An 18,784-nucleotide genomic window follows, 5' to 3' on the forward strand; every position below is an offset into this window, starting at 1 on the left:
CCTCTGGGGGAGGGTTGGGGTGGGGGCACGGCGGCCTCCACAGACGCATCGCGCCTCATCGAAGGCCTGCCCCCATCCCGGCCCTCCCCCGGAAGGGGAAGGAGCAAGACAACGTCGGTTCGATGAGCGGACTCAGAGAAACATTGCCCCTATGACCACCTACCTGCTAGCCCTCGACCAAGGCACCTCCAGCTCGCGCAGCATCGTGTTCGACCGCGAAGGCCACATCGTCGCCATTGCACAGAAGGAACTCACGCAGATCTATCCGCAGCCCGGCTGGGTCGAGCACGACCCGATGGAAATCTGGCGCAGCCAGCTCGCCACCGCGCGCGAAGTGCTGGTGAAGGCGAAGCTGCAGCCCACCGACATTCACGCCATCGGCATCACCAACCAGCGCGAGACCACCGTCCTGTGGAACCGCAAGACCGGCCAGCCGGTGCACCACGCCATCGTCTGGCAGGACCGCCGCGCCGAGCCGCTGTGCGCGCAGCTGCGCGACGCGGGCATGACCGACACCATCCGCGAGAAGACCGGGCTGGTGATCGATGCGTACTTCTCCGGCACCAAGCTGCGCTGGCTGCTCGACAACGTGCCCGGCGCGCGCGCGCAGGCCGAGCGCGGCGAACTGGCCTTCGGCACCGTCGACAGCTGGCTCATGTGGCAGCTCACCGGCGGCAAGGTGCACGTGACGGACGTCAGCAATGCCTCGCGCACGATGCTCTTCAACGTGCACCGGAACGAATGGGACGCCGACCTGCTCGCCGCACTGGAGATCCCCGCCGCGCTCATGCCGAAAGTGCAGCCGTCGAGTTCGCACTTCGCCGATACCGACGCGGCACTGCTGGGCCATGCGCTACCCATCGGCGGCGTGGCCGGCGACCAGCAGAGCGCCCTCTTCGGCCAGGCCTGCTTCGAGGCCGGCATGGCCAAGAACACCTACGGCACCGGCTGCTTTTTGCTGATGCACACGGGCGGCGCGTTCCAGCCCTCGCACAACGGACTGCTCGTGACCAGCGCCGCGCAGACCGACAAGACGCCGCAATACGCGATGGAAGGCAGCGTGTTCGTCGGCGGCGCCGTGGTGCAGTGGCTGCGCGACGGGCTCAAGGCCATCAAGGGCAGCGCCGAGGTGCAGTCGCTGGCCGAGAGCGTGCCCGATGCGGGCGGCGTGATGATGGTGCCGGCCTTCACCGGCCTCGGCGCGCCCTACTGGGACGCGGACGCGCGCGGCACGATCACGGGGCTCACGCGCGGCACCACGGTCGCGCACATCGCGCGCGCCGCGCTCGAAAGCATCGCCTACCAGAGCGCCGCGCTGCTGCAGGCCATGAGCCGCGACGCAGTGGCCGCCGGCGGCAAGCCCGTGGCCGAGCTGCGCGTGGACGGCGGCGCGAGCGTGAACGACCTGCTGATGCAGTTCCAGGCCGACCTGCTGGGCATTCCGGTGGTGCGGCCCGAAGTGATCGAGACCACCGCGCTGGGCGCCGCGTATCTCGCTGGGCTTTCCACCGGCGTCTACACCGACGCGCGCCAGCTGTCGAAGCTGTGGAAGATCGAGCGGCGCTTCATGCCCACCATGGGCCGCGCGCAGGCGGAGGAGTCGATGGCACGCTGGGAGCGCGCGGTGCGGCAGGCCACGGCGACCTGATCGTTCCGGGGGCTACCGTGGGCGGCGCAAATACCTCGCCACCATCGGGGCACTGGGGCGCGTAGCGCAGGCCCCGGGGCAGAATGCGCCCGCCCCGATCTCCCGCGCTACCTGCTTGACCACCCGTCCCTCCCCTCCGCGCAATGCCCTGCCCGCCTGCTGCGTGGTAGGCGCAACACTGCTGGCGCTCATTGCGCTGGGCCACGACGGCCGGCGCATCGCGCAGCTCGCGGTGCTTGCAGCGCCCATGGTGCTGTGGCTTGCGTGGCCATTGCGCAGCACGCAGACGCGGCGATTGCGCACCCTGCTGGTCTGGCTTTGGGCCATTGGCTTCGCGCTCGACGGCGCAGTGCGCGCCTACCTGCTCGACACCTACCAGGCCGCGCCCGACAGCGCGATGGTGCTCGGCGCCGCAGCCAACACCAACGCGCGCGAAGGCACCGAATACCTGTGGATGCATTGGCGCTCCGAAGCGGGGCAACGACCTTTTCGCGCGGACTGGACCGCCTGGGTCCTCGCGGACTTGCTCCACATCCGATGGAATGGCCAAATTCCCACGCGCAACGTGCTGAGCGACGCCTATCGATGGCAGGCGCCGGAGATGCCGGTGGCCATCGAATCCTTTTCGCGCTGACGCCCCCTCCGGAGAGAAAACGATGACGAAGGAAGTAGTGTCGATGTTCCCGTGCTCGGGCAGGCACCGCAGGGTGCTGCCGGTGGTCCTGTGCCTCTTCGCCTTGCCGAGCGCCGCGGGCTGGAGCATCGACGACGATCGCTCCAATTCGTTCAAGCACGGCCTTTACGAAATCAGGGAAGAAGCGAGGCGGTTCGTCTTTCAGGAGAACGCCCGCCACGGCACGCACTGGGAAGCCATCGAACCGAACGCCAAGGTCTTCGTTCCGTTGTGCAAGACACCGCTGAAAACCGGTTGGGCCACAGGATCGCCCCGTCCCGGCGTCAGCGTGGCATGCGCCCGGTCCGTCGACGGGAGCTATCGCGCGTGGAACGTCACCGTGCCGGTGCGCAACGCCCCGCCGGATCGGCGCACTGGCCGTGCAGCCGCGCGCGCCCACAGGACCTCAGTGCGCAGGAACCAGGAAGTCCTGGCTGATGCGCCCGCCCAGCTCGTTCACCCGGTCGAGGAACTGCGTGAGGTACGCGTGCAGCCCGGTCGCCAGGATCTCGTCGACGCGCGCGTACTGCAGGTCGGCCAGCAGCTTGCCGGCGCGACGCTGGGTTTCGGCGCTCTGCTCGTTCTGCACCTTCGCGAGGTTGTTCACCACCTCGACCAGGCTCGCGTGCAGCGAGCGCGGCATGTCGGCGCGAAGAATCAGCAGTTCGGCCACGCGCTCGGGCTTGATCACGTCGCGGTACACCTTGCGGTAGACCTCGAAGGCCGAGACGCTGCGCAGGATCGCGCTCCAGTGATAGAAGTCGTACTCCTGGTCTTCCTCGGTGGCGGTGCCGAAGAACTCGCTGTTGAGCGCGTGGAACTTCACGTCAACCAGGCGCGCCGTGTTGTCGGCGCGCTCCAAAAAGGTGCCAAGGCGCGAGAAATAAAACGCCTCATCCTGGAGCATGGTGCCCAGCGTGACGCCGCGCGAGAGGTGCGAGCGGAACTTGACCCATTCGAAGAATTGGCCCGGGTCGCGCTCGAAGTCGCCTGCGCGCAGCATGCGGTTCACTTCGAGCCAGGTGGTGTTCTGCGTTTCCCAGGCTTCGGTGGTGAGCGCGCCGCGCACGGCACGGGCGTTCTCGCGCGCGGCTTTGAGACAGGACACGATCGACGAGGCGTTGCTCTCGTCCTTGACCATGAACTCCATCACTTCCTTGGGCGCGATCTGGTCGTACTTCTTGTTGTACCAGGGCAGCAGCTCGCTGATGGAGAGCACGCCCTGCCAGCCGTACTTGGCAACTTCGGCGGACTGGGGCAGCAGCGAGGTCTGGTAGTTGACGTCCAGCATGCGCGCCGTGTTCTCGGCGCGCTCGGTGTAGCGGGACATCCAGTAGAGATGGTCGGCGGTGCGTGACAGCATCGGTGGTGCTCCTACTACGATTGGCTTTGCGACTGCGCGGGCGCCGCCTTGGGCTTGGGTGCGCGGTCGGCTTCGAGAATCCAGGTGTCCTTGGTGCCGCCGCCCTGCGACGAGTTGACCACCAAGGACCCCTCTTTGAGCGCTACGCGCGTGAGGCCGCCGGGCACCATCTGCACCTCGCTGCCCGAGAGCACGAAGGGGCGCAGATCGATGTGGCGCGGCGCAATGCCGGCGTCCACGAAGGTGGGCGAGGTCGACAGGCTCAGCGTGGGCTGGGCGATGTAGCCGTCGGGCTTGGCGATCACGGCCTTCTTGAAGTCCTCGATCTCGGCCTGCGTGGCGGCCGGTCCGATCAGCATGCCGTAGCCGCCGGCACCGTGCACCTCCTTGACGACCAGGTCCTTCATGTTGTCGAGCGTGTACTGCAGCTCGTCCTTGTTGCGGCACATATAGGTGGGCACGTTCTTCAGGATCGGCTTCTCGCCGAGGTAGAACTCGACCATCTTCGGCACGTACGGGTAGATCGACTTGTCGTCGGCCACACCGGTGCCCACGGCATTGCAGATCACGACATTGCCTTCACGGTACGCGCGCATCAGGCCGGCGCAGCCGAGCGTGGACGTGGGGCGGAACACCTCGGGGTCGAGGAAGTCGTCGTCCACGCGGCGGTAGATGACGTCGACGCGCTTCGGCCCGCGCGTGGTGCGCATGTAGACGAAGTTGTCCTTGACGAACAGGTCCTGTCCCTCGACCAGCTCCACGCCCATCTGCTGCGCGAGGAAGGCGTGCTCGAAGTAGGCGCTGTTGTACATGCCCGGCGTGAGCACCACCACCGTGGGCTCGGCCGTGGCCGGCGGCGCGCTGGCGCGCAGCGTCTCTAGCAACAGGTCGGGGTAGTGCGCGACCGGCGCGATGCGGTTCTGATTGAACAGCTCGGGGAAGAGCCGCATCATCATCTTGCGGTTCTCCAGCATGTAGCTCACGCCGCTGGGCACGCGCAGGTTGTCTTCGAGCACGTAGTACTCGCCGTTGCCCTGGGCATCGGGCGCGCGCACGATGTCGATGCCCGAGATGTTCGAGTAGACGTTGTGCGGCACGTTGACGCCCATCATCTCGGGGCGGAACTGCGCGTTGTTCAGGATCTGCTCGGCCGGGATGATGCCGGCCTTGATGATTTCCTGGTCGTGGTAGACGTCATGAAGAAAGCGGTTGAGCGCCGTGACGCGCTGCACCAGCCCCTTTTCCATGCTCTCCCACTCGTGGGCCGGAATGATGCGAGGCAGCAGGTCGAACGGGATGAGCCGCTCGGTGCCGGAGCCATCCTCATCCTTCGCGCCATACACCGCGAAGGTAATGCCGACCCGGCGGAAAATCATTTCCGCCTCTTCGCGTCGCGAACGCATCACCTCACCGGGTTGCTTCGCGAGCCATTGGTCGTAGCGCTTGTAGTGCTGTCGGATCGCAGCCCCCGCATAGGGCAACTGCTCATACATCTCGTCGAATTTGTGCATGGGACGACCAATCTCCTTGAGCTATAGCTTAGCAAGTTCAGGGCCAGTAGAACCCCTTATGCCGAGGCCGCGTACGGGTCGAGCGACTTTTTTTTCGGCCTGGCGCAAGCGTCCCGATGATGGCAGGAACAACGGCCTCCCCCGAAAATCCAGAGCCGGCTTCAGGGCGGGCTGTGCTGCCAATATCGCGCGTTCCGCTCGCGCTCGCAGGCCAGGTCCCCGGGGCGCACGCTGCTCCAGTGCGCTGCGCCGCACCGGGTGTTCTCGACCAGCCGCCCGCCGCGCTCCAGGTAGCGCGCCGCCACTTCCTGCGCCGGATGGCCGAAGCGGTTGCGGTACCCCGCCTGGACGATGGCGATGCGCGGCTTCACCGCGTCGAGGAACGCCGGGCTCGACGAGGTCTTGCTGCCATGATGCGGCACCAGCAGCACGTCGGCGCGCAGCAGTTCCGGCGTGCGCGTGACGAGCGCCGCCTCCTGCAACCGCTCAATGTCGCCGACCAGCAGCGCCACGGCGCGGCCGCTGTCGATGCGCAACACGCACGACACCGCATTGGGTTTGGTGAAGCCGCGGTAGTCGGTGTCGAACGGATGCAGCACCTCGAAGCGCACGCCGTCCCAGCTCCAGGCCTGCCCCGCCTCGCAACGCCGCGCCGCACGCATCGCCTGCAGCGGGTGCGTGGCCTCGATGGAACTCAGCAGCGCGGCCTGCGGCTGCATCGCGAGCACCGCGGGCGCGCCGCCGGTGTGGTCGAGGTCGCGGTGGCTCAGCACCAGCGTGTCGAGGCGCTCGCCGTATGCCCGCAGCAACGGCACGAGCACGCGATGGCCGGCATCGCTTTCCAGGCTGTAGCGCGGGCCGGCGTCGTAGAGCAGGCTGTGTGTCGCGGTACGCACGAGCACCGCGTTGCCCTGGCCGACGTCAGCGGCGAGCAGTTCGAATTCGCCGGCCGCGGGCCGGGGTGCCTGCCACAGCAGCACCGGCAACAGCAGCGGAACGCCGAGGGCGCGCAGCGACCCGGGCAGCCGCATGGCCAGCAGCGCGCCGCCGGCCACGCCGCAGGCGGCCATCCACCAGGGCGGCGCGGCCACCGAGAGCGTGGCATACGGCAGCCCGGCCAGCCATTGCAGCAACAGCGCCAGCACCTGCACGGCGCGGGCCGCCAGATCCCACAGCGGCGCCACGGCCACGCCGAGCATCGCCAGAGGCGTGATCACCAGCGTGACCCAAGGGATCGCCACCGCATTGGCCAACAGGCCGATCAGCGAAACCTGCTGGAACAACAGCAGGCTGAGCGGCGTGATCGCGAGCGTGATGACCCACTGCTCACGCAGGAACTGGAGCAGGCGGGAAGACGCGCCGGTCTTCCGCTCTCCGGGCACCCCGGCGTCGGTGGCGAACAGCACGCCCACCGCCACGAAGCTGAGCCAGAAACCGGCCTGCATCAAGGCCCAGGGATCGAGCGCGACCACCACGGCCGCCGTCAACAGCCACACATGCGGCCAGGGCCAGCGCCGGCCCGTGAGGCGCAGCAGCGCGACCGTCGCCAGCATCCAGACCGTGCGCTGCGAAGGCACGCCCCAGCCGCTGAACAGCGCATAGAGCGTGGCGAGCAGCACGCCGCCCACCAGCGCGGCCTGCTGCGCGGGCAGGCGCAGCATCAGCCACGCGCTGCGCCGCCACAGCAGGCCGACGACGTGCGCGGCCAGCCAGGCGAACATGGTGACGTGGAGGCCGGAGATCGACATCAGGTGCGCCACGCCCGTGGCGCGGAAGACGTCCCAGCCCGAGCGGTCGATGGCGCTCTGGTCGCCGGTAACCAGGGCCGCAATCACGCCTGCCCGGGCACGGTCGAGCACGCGTTCGAAGACGGCGTCGCGCACGGCTTCGCGTGCGCGCTCGATGGGATGCCGCCACGTTGGCGCAACGAGCGCGGGCGCCGCATCGCGCGTGCCGGTTCGCACAGTGCCGCCGGCATGCAGGCCCTGCTCCCACATCCAGAGTTCGCTGTCGAAGCCGTGGGGATTGCGGTTGCCGTGCGGCGCCTTGAGGCGCACCGTCAGGCGCCATCGCTCGCCGGCGTGGAGGGGGCCGACAGCGCTGGCCGGCGGCGTGCGGCCTTCCGAAGCTCGGTCCCACAGGCCTGAACCTTCCGAATACCAGCCGAGGGCAATGCGATCAGGCACGGTGGGCCGCCCCTCCTCGCCGGGGTCGGCCCAGCCCGCAGACTCGACATCCAGACGGAACCGCGTCCCGCCCTCGCTGCGCTGGGGCATCTCCGACACGACACCGGTGACCTGCAGGTCGCGCCCTTCGAGCGCCGGGTTCAGCGCACCGCCCGCGTAGATGGCGGCGCGCCATCCCGCAAGCCCCGCACCCGCCATTGCGCCGCACACGAGCGAAGCCATCAACAGCCCTCGGCCCGACAGGCGCCGCCACCACCACAGGCCGGCCCCGGCCCCGAGCAGCAAACCCGCATACATCCATGCCCGCCAAAGCCCTGCCTGCTGCAACTGCAGGACCGCACCGAGCAGCGAACCGCACAGCGCCGCGAACACCCACGATCTGCCCGCGGCGGCACCGGACGCGCGAAACGGCGTCAACGAGAAACTCCCGAACCCATGATGCAAACCCTCCCCAAAGTCACGCTCAGTGGCGCGTTAATTGCTTTGCAACTGGGCTAGTATGCGTCTCACAAGAGACATCTTTTCGATGCAATCTCGCAGCACTGCACATAAAAACGCATGTCCATTCACGCCGCTCTCCACCACGTCACCCACTACAAATACGACCGCCCGGTGCAGTTGGGCCCACAGGTCGTGCGCTTGCGGCCCGCGCCGCATTGCCGCAGCAACGTGATCTCGTACTCGCTGCGGGTCGAGCCGGCCGAGCACTTCGTCAACTGGATGCAGGACCCCTTCGCCAACTACCAGGCACGGCTGGTGTTCCCCGAGAAGACGCGCGAATTCAAGGTCACGGTCGACCTCGTGGTCGAGATGGCGGTCTACAACCCGTTCGACTTCTTCCTCGAGCCGCAGGCCGAGAACTTCCCTTTCAAGTACACGCAGTCGCAGGCCGAAGAACTCGCGCCCTACCTCGTCACCGAAACGCCCACGCCGCTGCTGCAGGCCTACCTCGACAAGATCGAGCGCAAGGAGCAGCGCACCATCGACTTCCTGGTCGGCATCAACCAGCAGGTGCAGCAGGACGTCAACTACCTGATCCGCATGGAGCCCGGCGTGCAGACGCCGGAAGAAACGCTCGCCAGCGGCAGCGGCTCCTGCCGCGACTCGGGCTGGCTGCTGGTGCAGCTGCTGCGCCACTGCGGACTGGCCGCGCGTTTCGTCTCGGGCTACCTGATCCAGCTCACGCCCGACGTGAAGGCGCTCGACGGCCCGAGCGGCACCACGGTCGACTTCACCGACCTGCACGCCTGGTGCGAGGTGTTCCTGCCGGGCGCAGGCTGGATCGGCCTCGACGCCACCTCGGGCCTGCTGGCCGGCGAAGGCCACATTCCGCTGGCCTGCACGCCCACACCATCGAGCGCCGCGCCCATCGAGGGCGGCGTGGATGAGTCGGAGGTCGAGTTCGGCCATGAAATGAAGGTCACGCGCATCTACGAATCGCCGCGCGTCACCAAGCCCTACACCGAAGAGCAATGGTCCGAAGTGCTGGCCCTGGGCGACGCCGTCGATGCGCGCCTGAAGGCCGGCGACGTGCGCCTCACCATGGGCGGCGAGCCCACCTACGTGGCCACCAGCGACCGCGACGCGCCCGAATGGAACACCGACGCGCTCGGCCCCACCAAGCGCGGCTACGCCACCGAACTCGTGCACAAGCTGCGCGCCGAGTACGGCAAGGGCGGCTTCCTGCATTTCGGCCAAGGCAAGTGGTACCCGGGCGAGCAGCTGCCGCGCTGGGCGCTGTCGATCTTCTGGCGCGCCGACGGCCAGACGCTGTGGCACGACCCCGAGCTCTTCGCCGACGAGCGTTTTCCCACGCAGTACACGAGCGAGGACGCGCGCCGCTTCACCACCGTGCTGGCGCACAAGCTCGGCCTGACCGAGCGCTACATCCAGCCCGGCTACGAAGACACCTACTACTACCTCTGGCGCGAACGCCGCCTGCCGGTGAACGTCGACCCCTTCGAGTCGAAGCTCGACGACGAACTCGAGCGCGTGCGCCTGCGCCGCGTGTTCACGCAGAAGCTCGACGCGGTGATCGGCTACATGCTGCCCATCGAGCCCGGCAACGCGAACAGCGATGCACCCGCGCTCGCCGGCCCCGGCTGGAAGACCGGGCCCTGGTTCCTGCGCGACGACCGGCTTTACCTGATCCCGGGCGACTCGCCCATGGGCTACCGCCTGCCGCTCGACTCGCAGCCGTGGGCGAGCAAAGGCGACTATCCTTACCTGATCGAGCGCGACCCGACCGCGCCGCGCGGTGCGCTGCCGAGCGCGGCCGACTACCGTGCGCGCTATGCCGTGGCGGCAGGCGGTGCGGAGGGTGACCGCGGCGCCGTGCCCTATGCCTTCGGCACGCCGCCCGTCGTGGCGGCCTCGCTGCGCATGCAGGCACCGGGCAGTGCAGGCGAAGGCGACGCAGCCACGGCCGCCGACGAGGCTGCCGACAAGTCGTCCACCACCGCGCGCCAGCCGCTGCGCGGCGAATCGGCCCACTGGGTCACGCGCACTGCGCTGTGCGTCGAAGTGCGCGACCCGCGCCGCGCCAACGGCCCCGCGGCCGAGAAGAAGGGCAATGCCTCGGGCGTGCTCTACGTCTTCATGCCGCCGCTCGCGCGCCTGGAGGACTATCTCGACCTCGTCGCGGCCGTCGAAGCCACCGCGCGCGAACTCGGCATGCGCATCGTGATGGAAGGCTATCCGCCGCCGCGCGACCCGCGCCTGAAGATGCTGGCCGTCACCCCCGACCCGGGCGTGATCGAGGTCAACATCCACCCGGCGCACAACTGGAAGGAACTGGTCGATCACACCGAGTTCCTCTACAACGCCGCCTTCGAAACCCGCCTGTCGGCCGAGAAGTTCATGACCGACGGCCGCCACACCGGCACCGGCGGCGGCAACCACTTCGTGATGGGCGGCGCCACGCCGGCCGACAGCCCCTTCCTGCGCCGGCCCGAGCTGCTGGCCAGCCTGCTGCTGTACTGGCACAACCACCCGTCGCTGAGCTATTTGTTCTCGGGCATGTTCATCGGCCCGACCAGCCAGGCGCCGCGCGTGGACGAAGCGCGCAACGACCAGGTCTACGAGCTGGAAATCGCGCTGAAAGAGATCGCTAAGAACCGCGAGATCTACGGCGCCAACATGCCCGCATGGCTGGTCGACCGCACGCTGCGCAACATCCTGATCGACGTGTCGGGCAACACGCACCGCAGCGAGTTCTGCATCGACAAGCTCTACTCGCCCGACTCGAGCACCGGCCGCCTCGGCCTGCTGGAGCTGCGCGCCTTCGAGATGCCGCCGCATGCGCGCATGAGCATCGCGCAGCAATTGCTGATCCGCGCGCTGGTGGCCCGCTTCTGGGACGAGCCCTACAAGGCCCCCGTCACGCGCTGGGGCACCGAGCTGCACGACCGTTTCCTGCTGCCGACCTTCGTGAAGATGGACTTCGACGACGTCATCAGCGAGATGCGCCAGGCCGGCTACGCCTTCGACGCCGACTGGTTCGCGCCGCATTTCGAGTTCCGCTTCCCGCTCGTGGGCCAGATGCAGGCGATGGGCGTGGAGCTGTCGCTGCGCAATGCGCTGGAGCCATGGCACGTGATGGGAGAGGAAGGCTCGGCCGGCGGCACGGTGCGCTATGTCGATTCGTCGCTCGAGCGCATCGAGGTGCGCGTGACCGGCCTGAACGAAAGCCGCCATGTCGTCACCGTCAACGGCAAGGTGCTGCCGCTGCAGCCCACCGGCGTCACGGGCGAGTTCGTGGCCGGCGTGCGCTACAAGGCCTGGAACCCGCCGTCGGCGCTGCACCCGAGCATCAAGGCCCATGCGCCGCTGACATTCGACCTGGTCGACACCTGGATGAAGCGCTCGCTGGGCGGCTGCCAGTACTTCGTCGCCCACCCGGGCGGGCGCAACTACGACACCTTCCCGGTCAACGCCTACGAGGCCGAAAGCCGCCGCCATTCGCGCTTCACCCGCACCGGACACACGCCCGGCCTCATGCGCACGCCCCCGGCGACCATCGAGCTGCCGGGCAGCCGCGAATTCCCGTTCACGCTGGACCTGCGGCGGTAAGGGGTCATTCGGCACGCTGCCCGAACGGACGCCCCGTGACGGCAGTGTGACAATCCACCCCTGTGGAACCTTTGAACGAATCCCTGTTCGACGCCGAGGCGCTGGAGTTTCCAGCTGCCCTGGCGTCGGCGCTCGCCCCTGCGGCCCTGCCCGGTCATTTCGATGAACTGCGCGGAGCGGCCACGGCGGCTGCGCCCGTGCGGCCGGCGGCGGGAGCCGTGCCTGCCGCCGCTGCGCCGCTCTATGACACCGCCGGTGAGCGGCCGGTAGCGTCTGGCCAGTCTCAATCGCAGTCCCAATCCCAGTCCCAGACGCAGACACAGGCCCCGCCCGGCGAACAACCGCCGCTCACGCCCGCCTGGAACGCCTTCTTCGATCAACTCGGCCCCGACGGCTTCAGCGACCTGCCCCGGCGTGCAGCCAGCCTCGAGCGCCAGATCCGCGACAACGGCGTCACCTACAACGTGTACGCCGATGCCAACGGCCCGCAGCGGCCTTGGTCGCTCGACCTGTTCCCGCTGATCGTCTCGCCCGAGAGCTGGAGCCAGATCGAGGCCGGCGTGCTGCAGCGCGTGCGCGTGCTCGACCGCGTGATGGCCGACGTCTACGGCCCGCAGCAGCTGCTGGCCGAAGGGCTCATTCCGCCGGCGCTGGTGCGCGGCCACCCCGGCTACCTGCGCGCGCTGCACGGCGTCAAGCCGCCGGGCGACACCTGGCTGCACATCGCGGCCTTCGACCTCGCGCGCGGCCCCGACGGCAACTGGTGGGTGGTCTCGCAGCGCACCCAGGCGCCTTCGGGCCTGGGCTACCTGCTCGAGAACCGTTTGGCCATCACGCGGCAGTTTCCGCAGGCCTTCGAAGCGCTGCACGTGCAGCGCCTGGCCGCCACCTACAGCGCCATGATGGAAGGCCTGCAGCACATGTGCCCGGCCGGCGTGCCGCCGCACATCGCGCTGCTCACGCCCGGCCCGTACAACGAAACCTATTTCGAGCACGCCTACCTCGCGCGCTACCTGGGCCTCACGCTGGTCGAGGGCAGCGACCTCACGGTGCGCGACCAGCGGCTGTACCTCAAGACGCTGCAGGGCCTGCGCCCGGTGCACGGCCTCATCAAGCGGCTCGACGACCAGTTCCTCGACCCGCTGGAGCTGCGCCCCGATTCCACGCTCGGCGTGCCCGGCCTGCTGCAGGCCATTCGCGCCGGCAATGTGCTGGTGGCCAACATGCCGGGCTCGGCGTTCCTCGAATCGCCCGCGCTGCTCGGCTTCCTGCCGGGGCTGGCGCGCCGCCTGATCGGCGAGAAGCTCAAGCTGCCCGCGTTGCCCACCTGGTGGTGCGGCGAGCGCGCGGCGCTCGAATCGGTGCTGCCGCAACTGGCCGACTGCGCCATCAAGCCCACCTACCCCGGCTTCGACGGCCACGCCAGCTTCGACGCCGTGCTCGGCAGCCAGCTCGGACGGCGCGAGCTCGACGAATGGGCCGGCCGCATCGTGCGCGAAGGCGACGGCCACACCGTGCAGGGCTATCTGCCGCTGTCGCAGATGCCCACCTGGGCCAACGACATGGGCCCGGGCCACATCGCGCCGCGCGCAGTGCTGCTGCGCGTGTTCGCGGTGAGCGACGGCGCGCAATCGTGGCGCGTGCTGCCCGGCGGCCTGGCCCGGCTCGCGGGGCCCGACGCACAGATCGCTTCGATGCAGCGCGGCGGCAGCAGCGCCGACGTGTGGGTGCAGACCCACGGCGAGGTCGACCGCACCACGCTGCTGCAGCCGCACGCCACGCCGGCCTCGCTCGCGCGGCACCGCGCCCCCGTCACCAGCCGCGCCGCGGAGAACATGTTCTGGCTCGGGCGCTACACCGAGCGCGCCGAGAACGCCGTACGCCTCGCGCGCCTCACGCTCAACCTGCTGGGCAGCGAAGACCAGTCGTCGCGCCCGCTGCTCGAATGGCTGCACCGCATGGCGCTGCGCAACGCACTGGTGCCAGCCGAGGCGCCCAGTGCGCCGAAGTCGCGCCGGGTGTTCGAACGCGCACTGATCGCCGAACTCGGCGACGTGGAGCGCGGCGGCAGCGTGGGCTTCAGCCTGATGTGCATCCGGCAGGCCGCCGCCGCCGTGCGCGAACGCCTGTCGCAGGACAACTGGAACCAGATCGTGCGCGCCGAGGCCGACTTCCTGCGCCGCGCGGCCGAGCAGGCCGGCGAAGGCAGCTTTGCCACCGGCGCCGCGCTGCGCGCCCTCGAATCCGCCAGCACCGCGCTGGCCGCCATGACCGGCGCGCAAACCGACCGCATGACGCGCGACGATGCCTGGCGCCTGCTGTCCATCGGCCGCCACATCGAACGCCTGGGCTTCCTGTCGAACGCGCTGGAGGCCGGCTTCGAGAACGGCGCCGTGCACGAGGTCAGCGGCTTCGAGGCGATGGTGGCGCTGTTCGACAGCACCATCACCTTCCATGCCCGCTACCAGCAGCGCCGCGACGTCGCCACCATGGTCGACCTGCTGGTGCTCGACGCCGAGAATCCGCGCTCGCTCGCATGGGTCACGCAGACGCTGCGCGGACGCATCGCCCGGCTGGCCGGCAGTGCGCCCGGCAAGCTGACGGCGCTGTCGTACGAGTTGTCCGATCCGGCCAGCTGGACGCTCGAACACCTCTGCGCCACAGGGCCTCATGGCAACTATCCGGCCCTCGCCGAACTGCTCGCCAACTGCGAAACGGCGGCCTACCATGTGTCGGACGCCATCGGCACACGCTACTTCACGCTGACCTCCGAATCGCTGCGCTCCGTCGGGGCGTGAACAGGCACTCCCCCATGCTTCGCGCACTTCGTGTCGCTACGCACACCCCCTCGCTGGGGGCAACGCCTGCGGCCCGGCAAAGCCGGTTCCGCGGCGTTCCACAATAAGTTCACAGAGAAGCACCGCCATGCCCCATCGCGTCACCATCAACCGCCGCTTCGCACTCACCGCCGCGGGCCTCTTCGCGGCCCTCGCCATCGCCGGCTGCGACAAGCAGGAGCCGGCATCCGCACCGTCCGCCACCGGTGCACCGGCGGCACCGGCCGCCGCGCGCGTGCTCGTGGTCGGCACCGACGCCGCGTACACGCCCTTCGAATCGCAGAACGACAAGGGCGAGATCGTAGGCTTCGACGTCGACGTAGTGAAGGCGGTCGCGCAGAAGGCGGGCTTCGAGGTGAAGTTCGTCAACACGCCGTGGGAAGGCATCTTCAATGCGCTCGACCAGGGCGACCGCGACCTGCTGGTGTCGGCCATCACCGTCACCGACGAGCGCCGCCAGACCATGGACTTCTCGCAGCCCTACTTCGACGCCCGGCAGCTGATCGCCGTGAAGAGCGACTCGCCCGTCACGAAATTCGAGGACATCAAGAACATGAAAGTCGGCGTGCAGAACGGCACCACCGGCGACGAGGTCGTGGGCAAGCTGCTGGGCAAATCGAGCACCGCCATCAAGCGCTTCGAATCGACGCCGCTCGCGCTCAAGGAACTCGAGGCCGGCGGCGTGCAGGCCGTGGTGGCAGACAACGGCGTGGTGGTGCACTACATCGCGAACAACACCGCGGGCGGTTTCAAGACCGTGAGCGACGCGGGCTTTCCGGTCGAGAAGTACGGCATTGCCGTGAAGAAGGGCAACGCCGACCTGCTGGCCAGGATCAACCAGGGCCTCGAAGGCATCCGGGCCGACGGCACCTACGCGAAGATCTACGCTTCGCACTTCGGCGCCGAGGCCAAGTAGACCCACGCAACGGGCACTGTCGATCATGCTGCTTCACGTCACCCACGAAACGCGCTACGAGTACTCGCCGCCGGTCGAGACCGCGCAGCACCTCGCCCACCTCAAGCCGCTGGCCACGGATTCGCAGCGGCTCGTGAGCCACCGGCTTGCCATCGAGCCGGCGCCTGCGCAGCGCAACGAGCTGGCCGACCTGTACGGCAACACGCGCGCCTTCTTCGCACTCGAAGCCACGCACGACCGGCTCGTCGTCACGGCCGAGAGCGTGGTCGAAACCTCGCAGCCCGTGCTGTCGCCCGCCGTGGCGCGCGAACTGCCGTGGGAAGCCGTGCGCGAGCGCTTCCGCTTCCGCAAGGACGCCACCTTCGATGCGGCCTCGGAGTTCGTCTTTCCCTCGCCCTACGTGCCGCGCCACGGCGACTTCGCGGCCTATGCGCGCGCCAGCTTCGTGCCTGGCCGCCCTACCTTCGACGTGGCGATGGACCTCACCGAGCGCATGTACGAGGACTTCGCGTACGACGCCGACAGCACCGAGATCAACACCCCCGCCGTCGAGGCTCTCGCACAGCGCAAGGGCGTGTGCCAGGACTTCGCCCACATCATGATCGCGTGCTTCCGCACCATGGGCCTGCCCGCGCGCTACGTCAGCGGCTATCTTCTGACGCAGCCGCCGCCCGGCCAGCCCCGGCTGGTGGGCGCCGATGCGTCGCACGCCTGGGTGTCGGTGTACTTGCCCGGAAAGGGCGAGGACGACGGTTCCGAGAGCGCGGGCGGCTGGGCCGATTTCGATCCCACCAACGGCCGCCAGCCGGGCGAGGACTACGTCACGCTCGCCATCGGCCGCGACTATTCCGACGTGTCGCCGATGCGCGGCGTACTCCATGGCGGCGCCAGGCACACGCTGCGGGTCGGCGTGACCGTGCAGCCCGTGGGGGAAGTGGTCGAGGGCCTGCCGCCAACACAGACACAATCGCCTTCCCAAGACAAGGAGTCTCCATGAGCGTTTACGACAAACTTTCCAGCCTCGGCATCACCCTGCCCCCGGTCGCCGCCCCCGCGGCCGCCTACGTGCCCTTCGTGCAGACCGGCAACCTCGTGTTCCTCTCGGGCCACATTGCGAAGAAGGAGGGCAAGGTCTGGGCCGGCCAGCTCGGCGCCGGCATCGGCACCGAGGAAGGCAAGCAGGCCGCACGCGCCATCGCCATCGACCTGCTCGGCACGCTGCACGCGGCCGTGGGTGACCTGAACAAGGTCAAGCGCATCGTCAAGGTGATGAGCCTCGTGAACTCGGTCGGCACCTTCACCGAACAGCACCTCGTGACCAACGGCGCGAGCGAGTTCTTCGCCGAAGTCTTCGGTCCCGAAAAGGGCGCGCATGCACGCAGCGCCTTCGGCGTCGCTCAGGTGCCGATGGGAGCCTGTGTGGAGATCGAGCTGATCGCCGAAGTCGGCTGATCCCGTCGATCTTTTTCAGTTGACGCCCGGCTCGGGCGAGCCGCTGCGGCAGCGGGCAGCGCTCGTCCAGTCACTCCCCCGGCGCGGGGCTGCGCGCCTTCTCGCGCGAGACGAACAGCACGATCAGCACTGTCGCCATGCACTCGACCACCGCGATGATCGTCAGGCCCTGCGCATATTGCCCCGTGCTGCTCTTCAGGTAGCCCAGCAGCTGCGGCGAGAAATACCCCGCGAGGTTGGCCACCGAATTGATGAACGCCAGGCCCACCACCAGCGCCGTGGCAGACAGGTAGCGGCTCGGTATCTGCCAATAGATCGGGATCGAGCCCATCGTGCCGGCCGACGACAGCGCCAGCGACACGATCACGCCGGCCATGTTTTTCTGGCCCAGGAAGTAGGCCGTGAGCAGCAGGCCCAGCGCTCCCAGCCCGGCCGCGATGGCCGTGTGCCACTTCACCTCCTTGCGCCGGTCCGAGAGGTAGCCGTTGCCGATCATCCCGATCCAGCCGCAGGCGTAGATGCCCGCCATGACCCAGCCCAGCGTCTTGATGTCGTTCACGCCGACCTCCCGCACGATGCTCGGCCCGTAGTACACCAGCGTGGCATTGCCCGCCACGATGCAGAAGAAGATCAGCGTGAGCACCCAGAGCTGCGGGTTGCGCATCGACGCCAGGAAGCTGTGTTCGCGATGGCCCAGGCTCCTGGCCTCGAGCACCAGTTCGCTCTCGACATGCGCCTTCTGCCGCGCGCTCAGCCAGCGTGCCTTGGCGGGCGAATCGCTGAGGACGAAGTACGCCACGGCCCCCGCCACGATCGATGGAATGCCCTCGATCACGAACAGCCACTGCCAGCCGCGAAAGCCACCCACGCCGCCGAGCGCTTCCATCAGGTAGGCGGCGATCGGGCTGCCGAACATCAGCGACAGCGCGGAAGCCGAAACGAAGAACGCGAGCGCCTTGCCGCGCCGGTGTGCGGGCAGCCAGTAGGTCAGGTACAGGATCACGCCCGGCTGCAGGCCCGCCTCGAACGCCCCCATGAGGAAGCGCAGCGCATAGAACTGCAGCGGTGTCTTCACCCAGGCCATGAGCACGCACACCACGCCCCAGCCGATGGTGATGCGCATGATGGTCTTCTTGGCGCCGAACTTCTGCAGCAGCATGTTGCTCGGCACTTCGAAGAAGAAGTAGCCGATGAAGAACACGCCCGCACCCGCGCCGTAGATGGCGTCGGACCACTGCAGGTCGCTCATCATCGTGAGCTTCGCGAAGCCGACGTTGACGCGGTCGATCCACGCCAGGAACCACACCAGCGTGAGGAAGGGAATCAGGCGCCAGACGATGCGCCTGAAGGTCAGGTCGCGTTCCGCGAGCGAGTCCACGCCCGTGCCTGACGCCGCTGCAGATGCGCCCGGATTTGCCGCCGTGCTCATGCTCATGTCTTGCTCCTCATGTTCAGGACGCGACTTCGAGTCGCGCACACAGCTGCCGCATTGCGGCGGAAATCGGTGCGATCACCGGCACGCCGAAGCGCGGTGCCAGCGCCAGCGCGGCCTGGCCCAGCGGGCCGCCGCCAATGATCACGGCCTGCGCGCCGTCTTCGTCTATGCAGCGCTGCACGGCCCGTGCCAGCGCGTCCTCCAGCGCCTGCGGTTCGGCCGCCAGTTCGCGCGGGTCGCCCTGTGTCAGGCGGGTGCCTGCGTACAGGCCGAGCAACCCGAGCGCACGGGCGCGCCGCTCGATGGGTGCCACCAGCTCGGGCGTCACCGTGGCGATGCCGAAGCGCCGATGTCCATTGCTCGCCTCGCGCATCGACGCCTCCGCGATGCCGACCACCGGCACCCGCGCGTTCGCTCGCACGAGGTCGATTCCCGGGTCGCCGAAGGCACTGACGATCACGCCGTCCCAGCGCGCAACGCCAGCCTCGCGCCACACCTTCAGCACCTCGGTGGCGGCGGCCTCGAGCTCCTGCTCGTTGACGATCATCGAGGGCCCGCCCGTGGCGGTGCGCCCGGTCACACGGCAGCCCGCAGGGGCCTCGCCGTTGGCGATCTTCGTCATCATCTCCGTGGTGGCGGTCGACGAGTTGGGGTTGATGAGCAGGATGTTCGTCATGCGAGAAGCTTTCTGA

Annotated in this window: 12 protein-coding genes; 7 read left to right on the forward strand and 5 right to left on the reverse strand. The window is 68.5% G+C overall.

Annotation, left to right across the window (positions count from 1 at the left end; genetic code table 11):
- Nucleotides 1-151: 151 nt before the first annotated feature.
- Nucleotides 152-1,648, forward strand: coding sequence for a glycerol kinase GlpK (gene glpK, locus ACCC97_RS11985; protein ID WP_413332976.1), 1,497 nt, complete (start codon nucleotides 152-154; stop codon nucleotides 1,646-1,648).
- Nucleotides 1,649-1,763: 115 nt separating this feature from the next.
- On the forward strand, nucleotides 1,764-2,282 hold the full coding sequence (locus ACCC97_RS11990) for a hypothetical protein (RefSeq protein ID WP_413332978.1): 519 nt from the start codon (nucleotides 1,764-1,766) through the stop codon (nucleotides 2,280-2,282).
- Between the two features lie 445 nt (nucleotides 2,283-2,727).
- Here ACCC97_RS11990 and ACCC97_RS11995 read toward each other — a convergent pair whose 3' ends face one another.
- The 3 genes from ACCC97_RS11995 to ACCC97_RS12005 form a co-directional block, all read right to left on the reverse strand.
- The gene (locus tag ACCC97_RS11995) at nucleotides 2,728-3,684 is read right to left on the reverse strand and encodes an alpha-E domain-containing protein (protein WP_007831588.1); all 957 of its coding nucleotides are present in this window, start codon (nucleotides 3,682-3,684) and stop codon (nucleotides 2,728-2,730) included.
- A 14-nt stretch (nucleotides 3,685-3,698) separates the two neighbouring features.
- Nucleotides 3,699-5,195, reverse strand: coding sequence for a circularly permuted type 2 ATP-grasp protein (locus ACCC97_RS12000; RefSeq protein ID WP_007831587.1), 1,497 nt, complete (start codon nucleotides 5,193-5,195; stop codon nucleotides 3,699-3,701).
- Nucleotides 5,196-5,356: 161 nt separating this feature from the next.
- The gene (locus tag ACCC97_RS12005; protein ID WP_413316144.1) at nucleotides 5,357-7,798 is read right to left on the reverse strand and encodes a DNA internalization-related competence protein ComEC/Rec2; all 2,442 of its coding nucleotides are present in this window, start codon (nucleotides 7,796-7,798) and stop codon (nucleotides 5,357-5,359) included.
- 141 nt (nucleotides 7,799-7,939) lie between these two features.
- Here ACCC97_RS12005 and ACCC97_RS12010 point away from each other — a divergent pair, with 141 nt between their 5' ends.
- From ACCC97_RS12010 to ACCC97_RS12030, 5 genes are all read left to right on the forward strand, one after another.
- On the forward strand, nucleotides 7,940-11,452 hold the full coding sequence (locus ACCC97_RS12010; protein WP_413332980.1) for a DUF2126 domain-containing protein: 3,513 nt from the start codon (nucleotides 7,940-7,942) through the stop codon (nucleotides 11,450-11,452).
- Between the two features lie 62 nt (nucleotides 11,453-11,514).
- A complete protein-coding gene (locus tag ACCC97_RS12015) occupies nucleotides 11,515-14,250 on the forward strand; it encodes a circularly permuted type 2 ATP-grasp protein (protein WP_042673131.1) in 2,736 nt (911 codons plus the stop codon).
- Between the two features lie 127 nt (nucleotides 14,251-14,377).
- Nucleotides 14,378-15,205, forward strand: coding sequence for a basic amino acid ABC transporter substrate-binding protein (locus ACCC97_RS12020; protein WP_413332982.1), 828 nt, complete (start codon nucleotides 14,378-14,380; stop codon nucleotides 15,203-15,205).
- A gap of 25 nt (nucleotides 15,206-15,230) precedes the next feature.
- A complete protein-coding gene (locus ACCC97_RS12025) occupies nucleotides 15,231-16,202 on the forward strand; it encodes a transglutaminase family protein (protein WP_413332984.1) in 972 nt (323 codons plus the stop codon).
- Nucleotides 16,199-16,657 carry a RidA family protein gene (locus ACCC97_RS12030; RefSeq protein WP_413332986.1) on the forward strand — a complete coding sequence of 153 codons (459 nt, stop codon included), beginning with the start codon at nucleotides 16,199-16,201 and terminating at the stop codon, nucleotides 16,655-16,657. Before ACCC97_RS12025 ends, ACCC97_RS12030 begins: the two co-directional genes overlap by 4 nt.
- A 70-nt stretch (nucleotides 16,658-16,727) precedes the next feature.
- Here the strand turns inward: ACCC97_RS12030 and ACCC97_RS12035 are convergent, their stop codons facing one another.
- Both ACCC97_RS12035 and ACCC97_RS12040 read right to left on the reverse strand, forming a co-directional pair.
- Nucleotides 16,728-18,086: an MFS transporter gene (locus ACCC97_RS12035; RefSeq protein ID WP_237726176.1), complete on the reverse strand. Its 1,359-nt coding sequence runs from the start codon at nucleotides 18,084-18,086 to the stop codon at nucleotides 16,728-16,730.
- A gap of 22 nt (nucleotides 18,087-18,108) precedes the next feature.
- Complete coding sequence (locus ACCC97_RS12040) at nucleotides 18,109-18,768, reverse strand: aspartate/glutamate racemase family protein (protein ID WP_413332988.1); 660 nt, start codon at nucleotides 18,766-18,768, stop codon at nucleotides 18,109-18,111.
- Nucleotides 18,769-18,784: the final 16 nt, after the last annotated feature.

The sequence above is a fragment of the Variovorax sp. Varisp85 genome (genome assembly GCF_047304045.1).
Taxonomy (GTDB): Bacteria; Pseudomonadota; Gammaproteobacteria; order Burkholderiales; family Burkholderiaceae_C; genus Variovorax.

Coding starts and splice junctions, on each gene's coding strand:
- ACCC97_RS12010 (WP_413332980.1), top strand. CDS start 7,940: ATGTCCATTCACGCCGCTCTCCACCACGTCACCCACTACAAATACGAC.
- ACCC97_RS12020 (WP_413332982.1), top strand. CDS start 14,378: ATGCCCCATCGCGTCACCATCAACCGCCGCTTCGCACTCACCGCCGCG.
- ACCC97_RS12000 (WP_007831587.1), bottom strand. CDS start 5,195: ATGCACAAATTCGACGAGATGTATGAGCAGTTGCCCTATGCGGGGGCT.
- ACCC97_RS12025 (WP_413332984.1), top strand. CDS start 15,231: ATGCTGCTTCACGTCACCCACGAAACGCGCTACGAGTACTCGCCGCCG.
- ACCC97_RS12030 (WP_413332986.1), top strand. CDS start 16,199: ATGAGCGTTTACGACAAACTTTCCAGCCTCGGCATCACCCTGCCCCCG.
- ACCC97_RS11995 (WP_007831588.1), bottom strand. CDS start 3,684: ATGCTGTCACGCACCGCCGACCATCTCTACTGGATGTCCCGCTACACC.
- glpK (WP_413332976.1), top strand. CDS start 152: ATGACCACCTACCTGCTAGCCCTCGACCAAGGCACCTCCAGCTCGCGC.
- ACCC97_RS12035 (WP_237726176.1), bottom strand. CDS start 18,086: ATGAGCACGGCGGCAAATCCGGGCGCATCTGCAGCGGCGTCAGGCACG.
- ACCC97_RS12040 (WP_413332988.1), bottom strand. CDS start 18,768: ATGACGAACATCCTGCTCATCAACCCCAACTCGTCGACCGCCACCACG.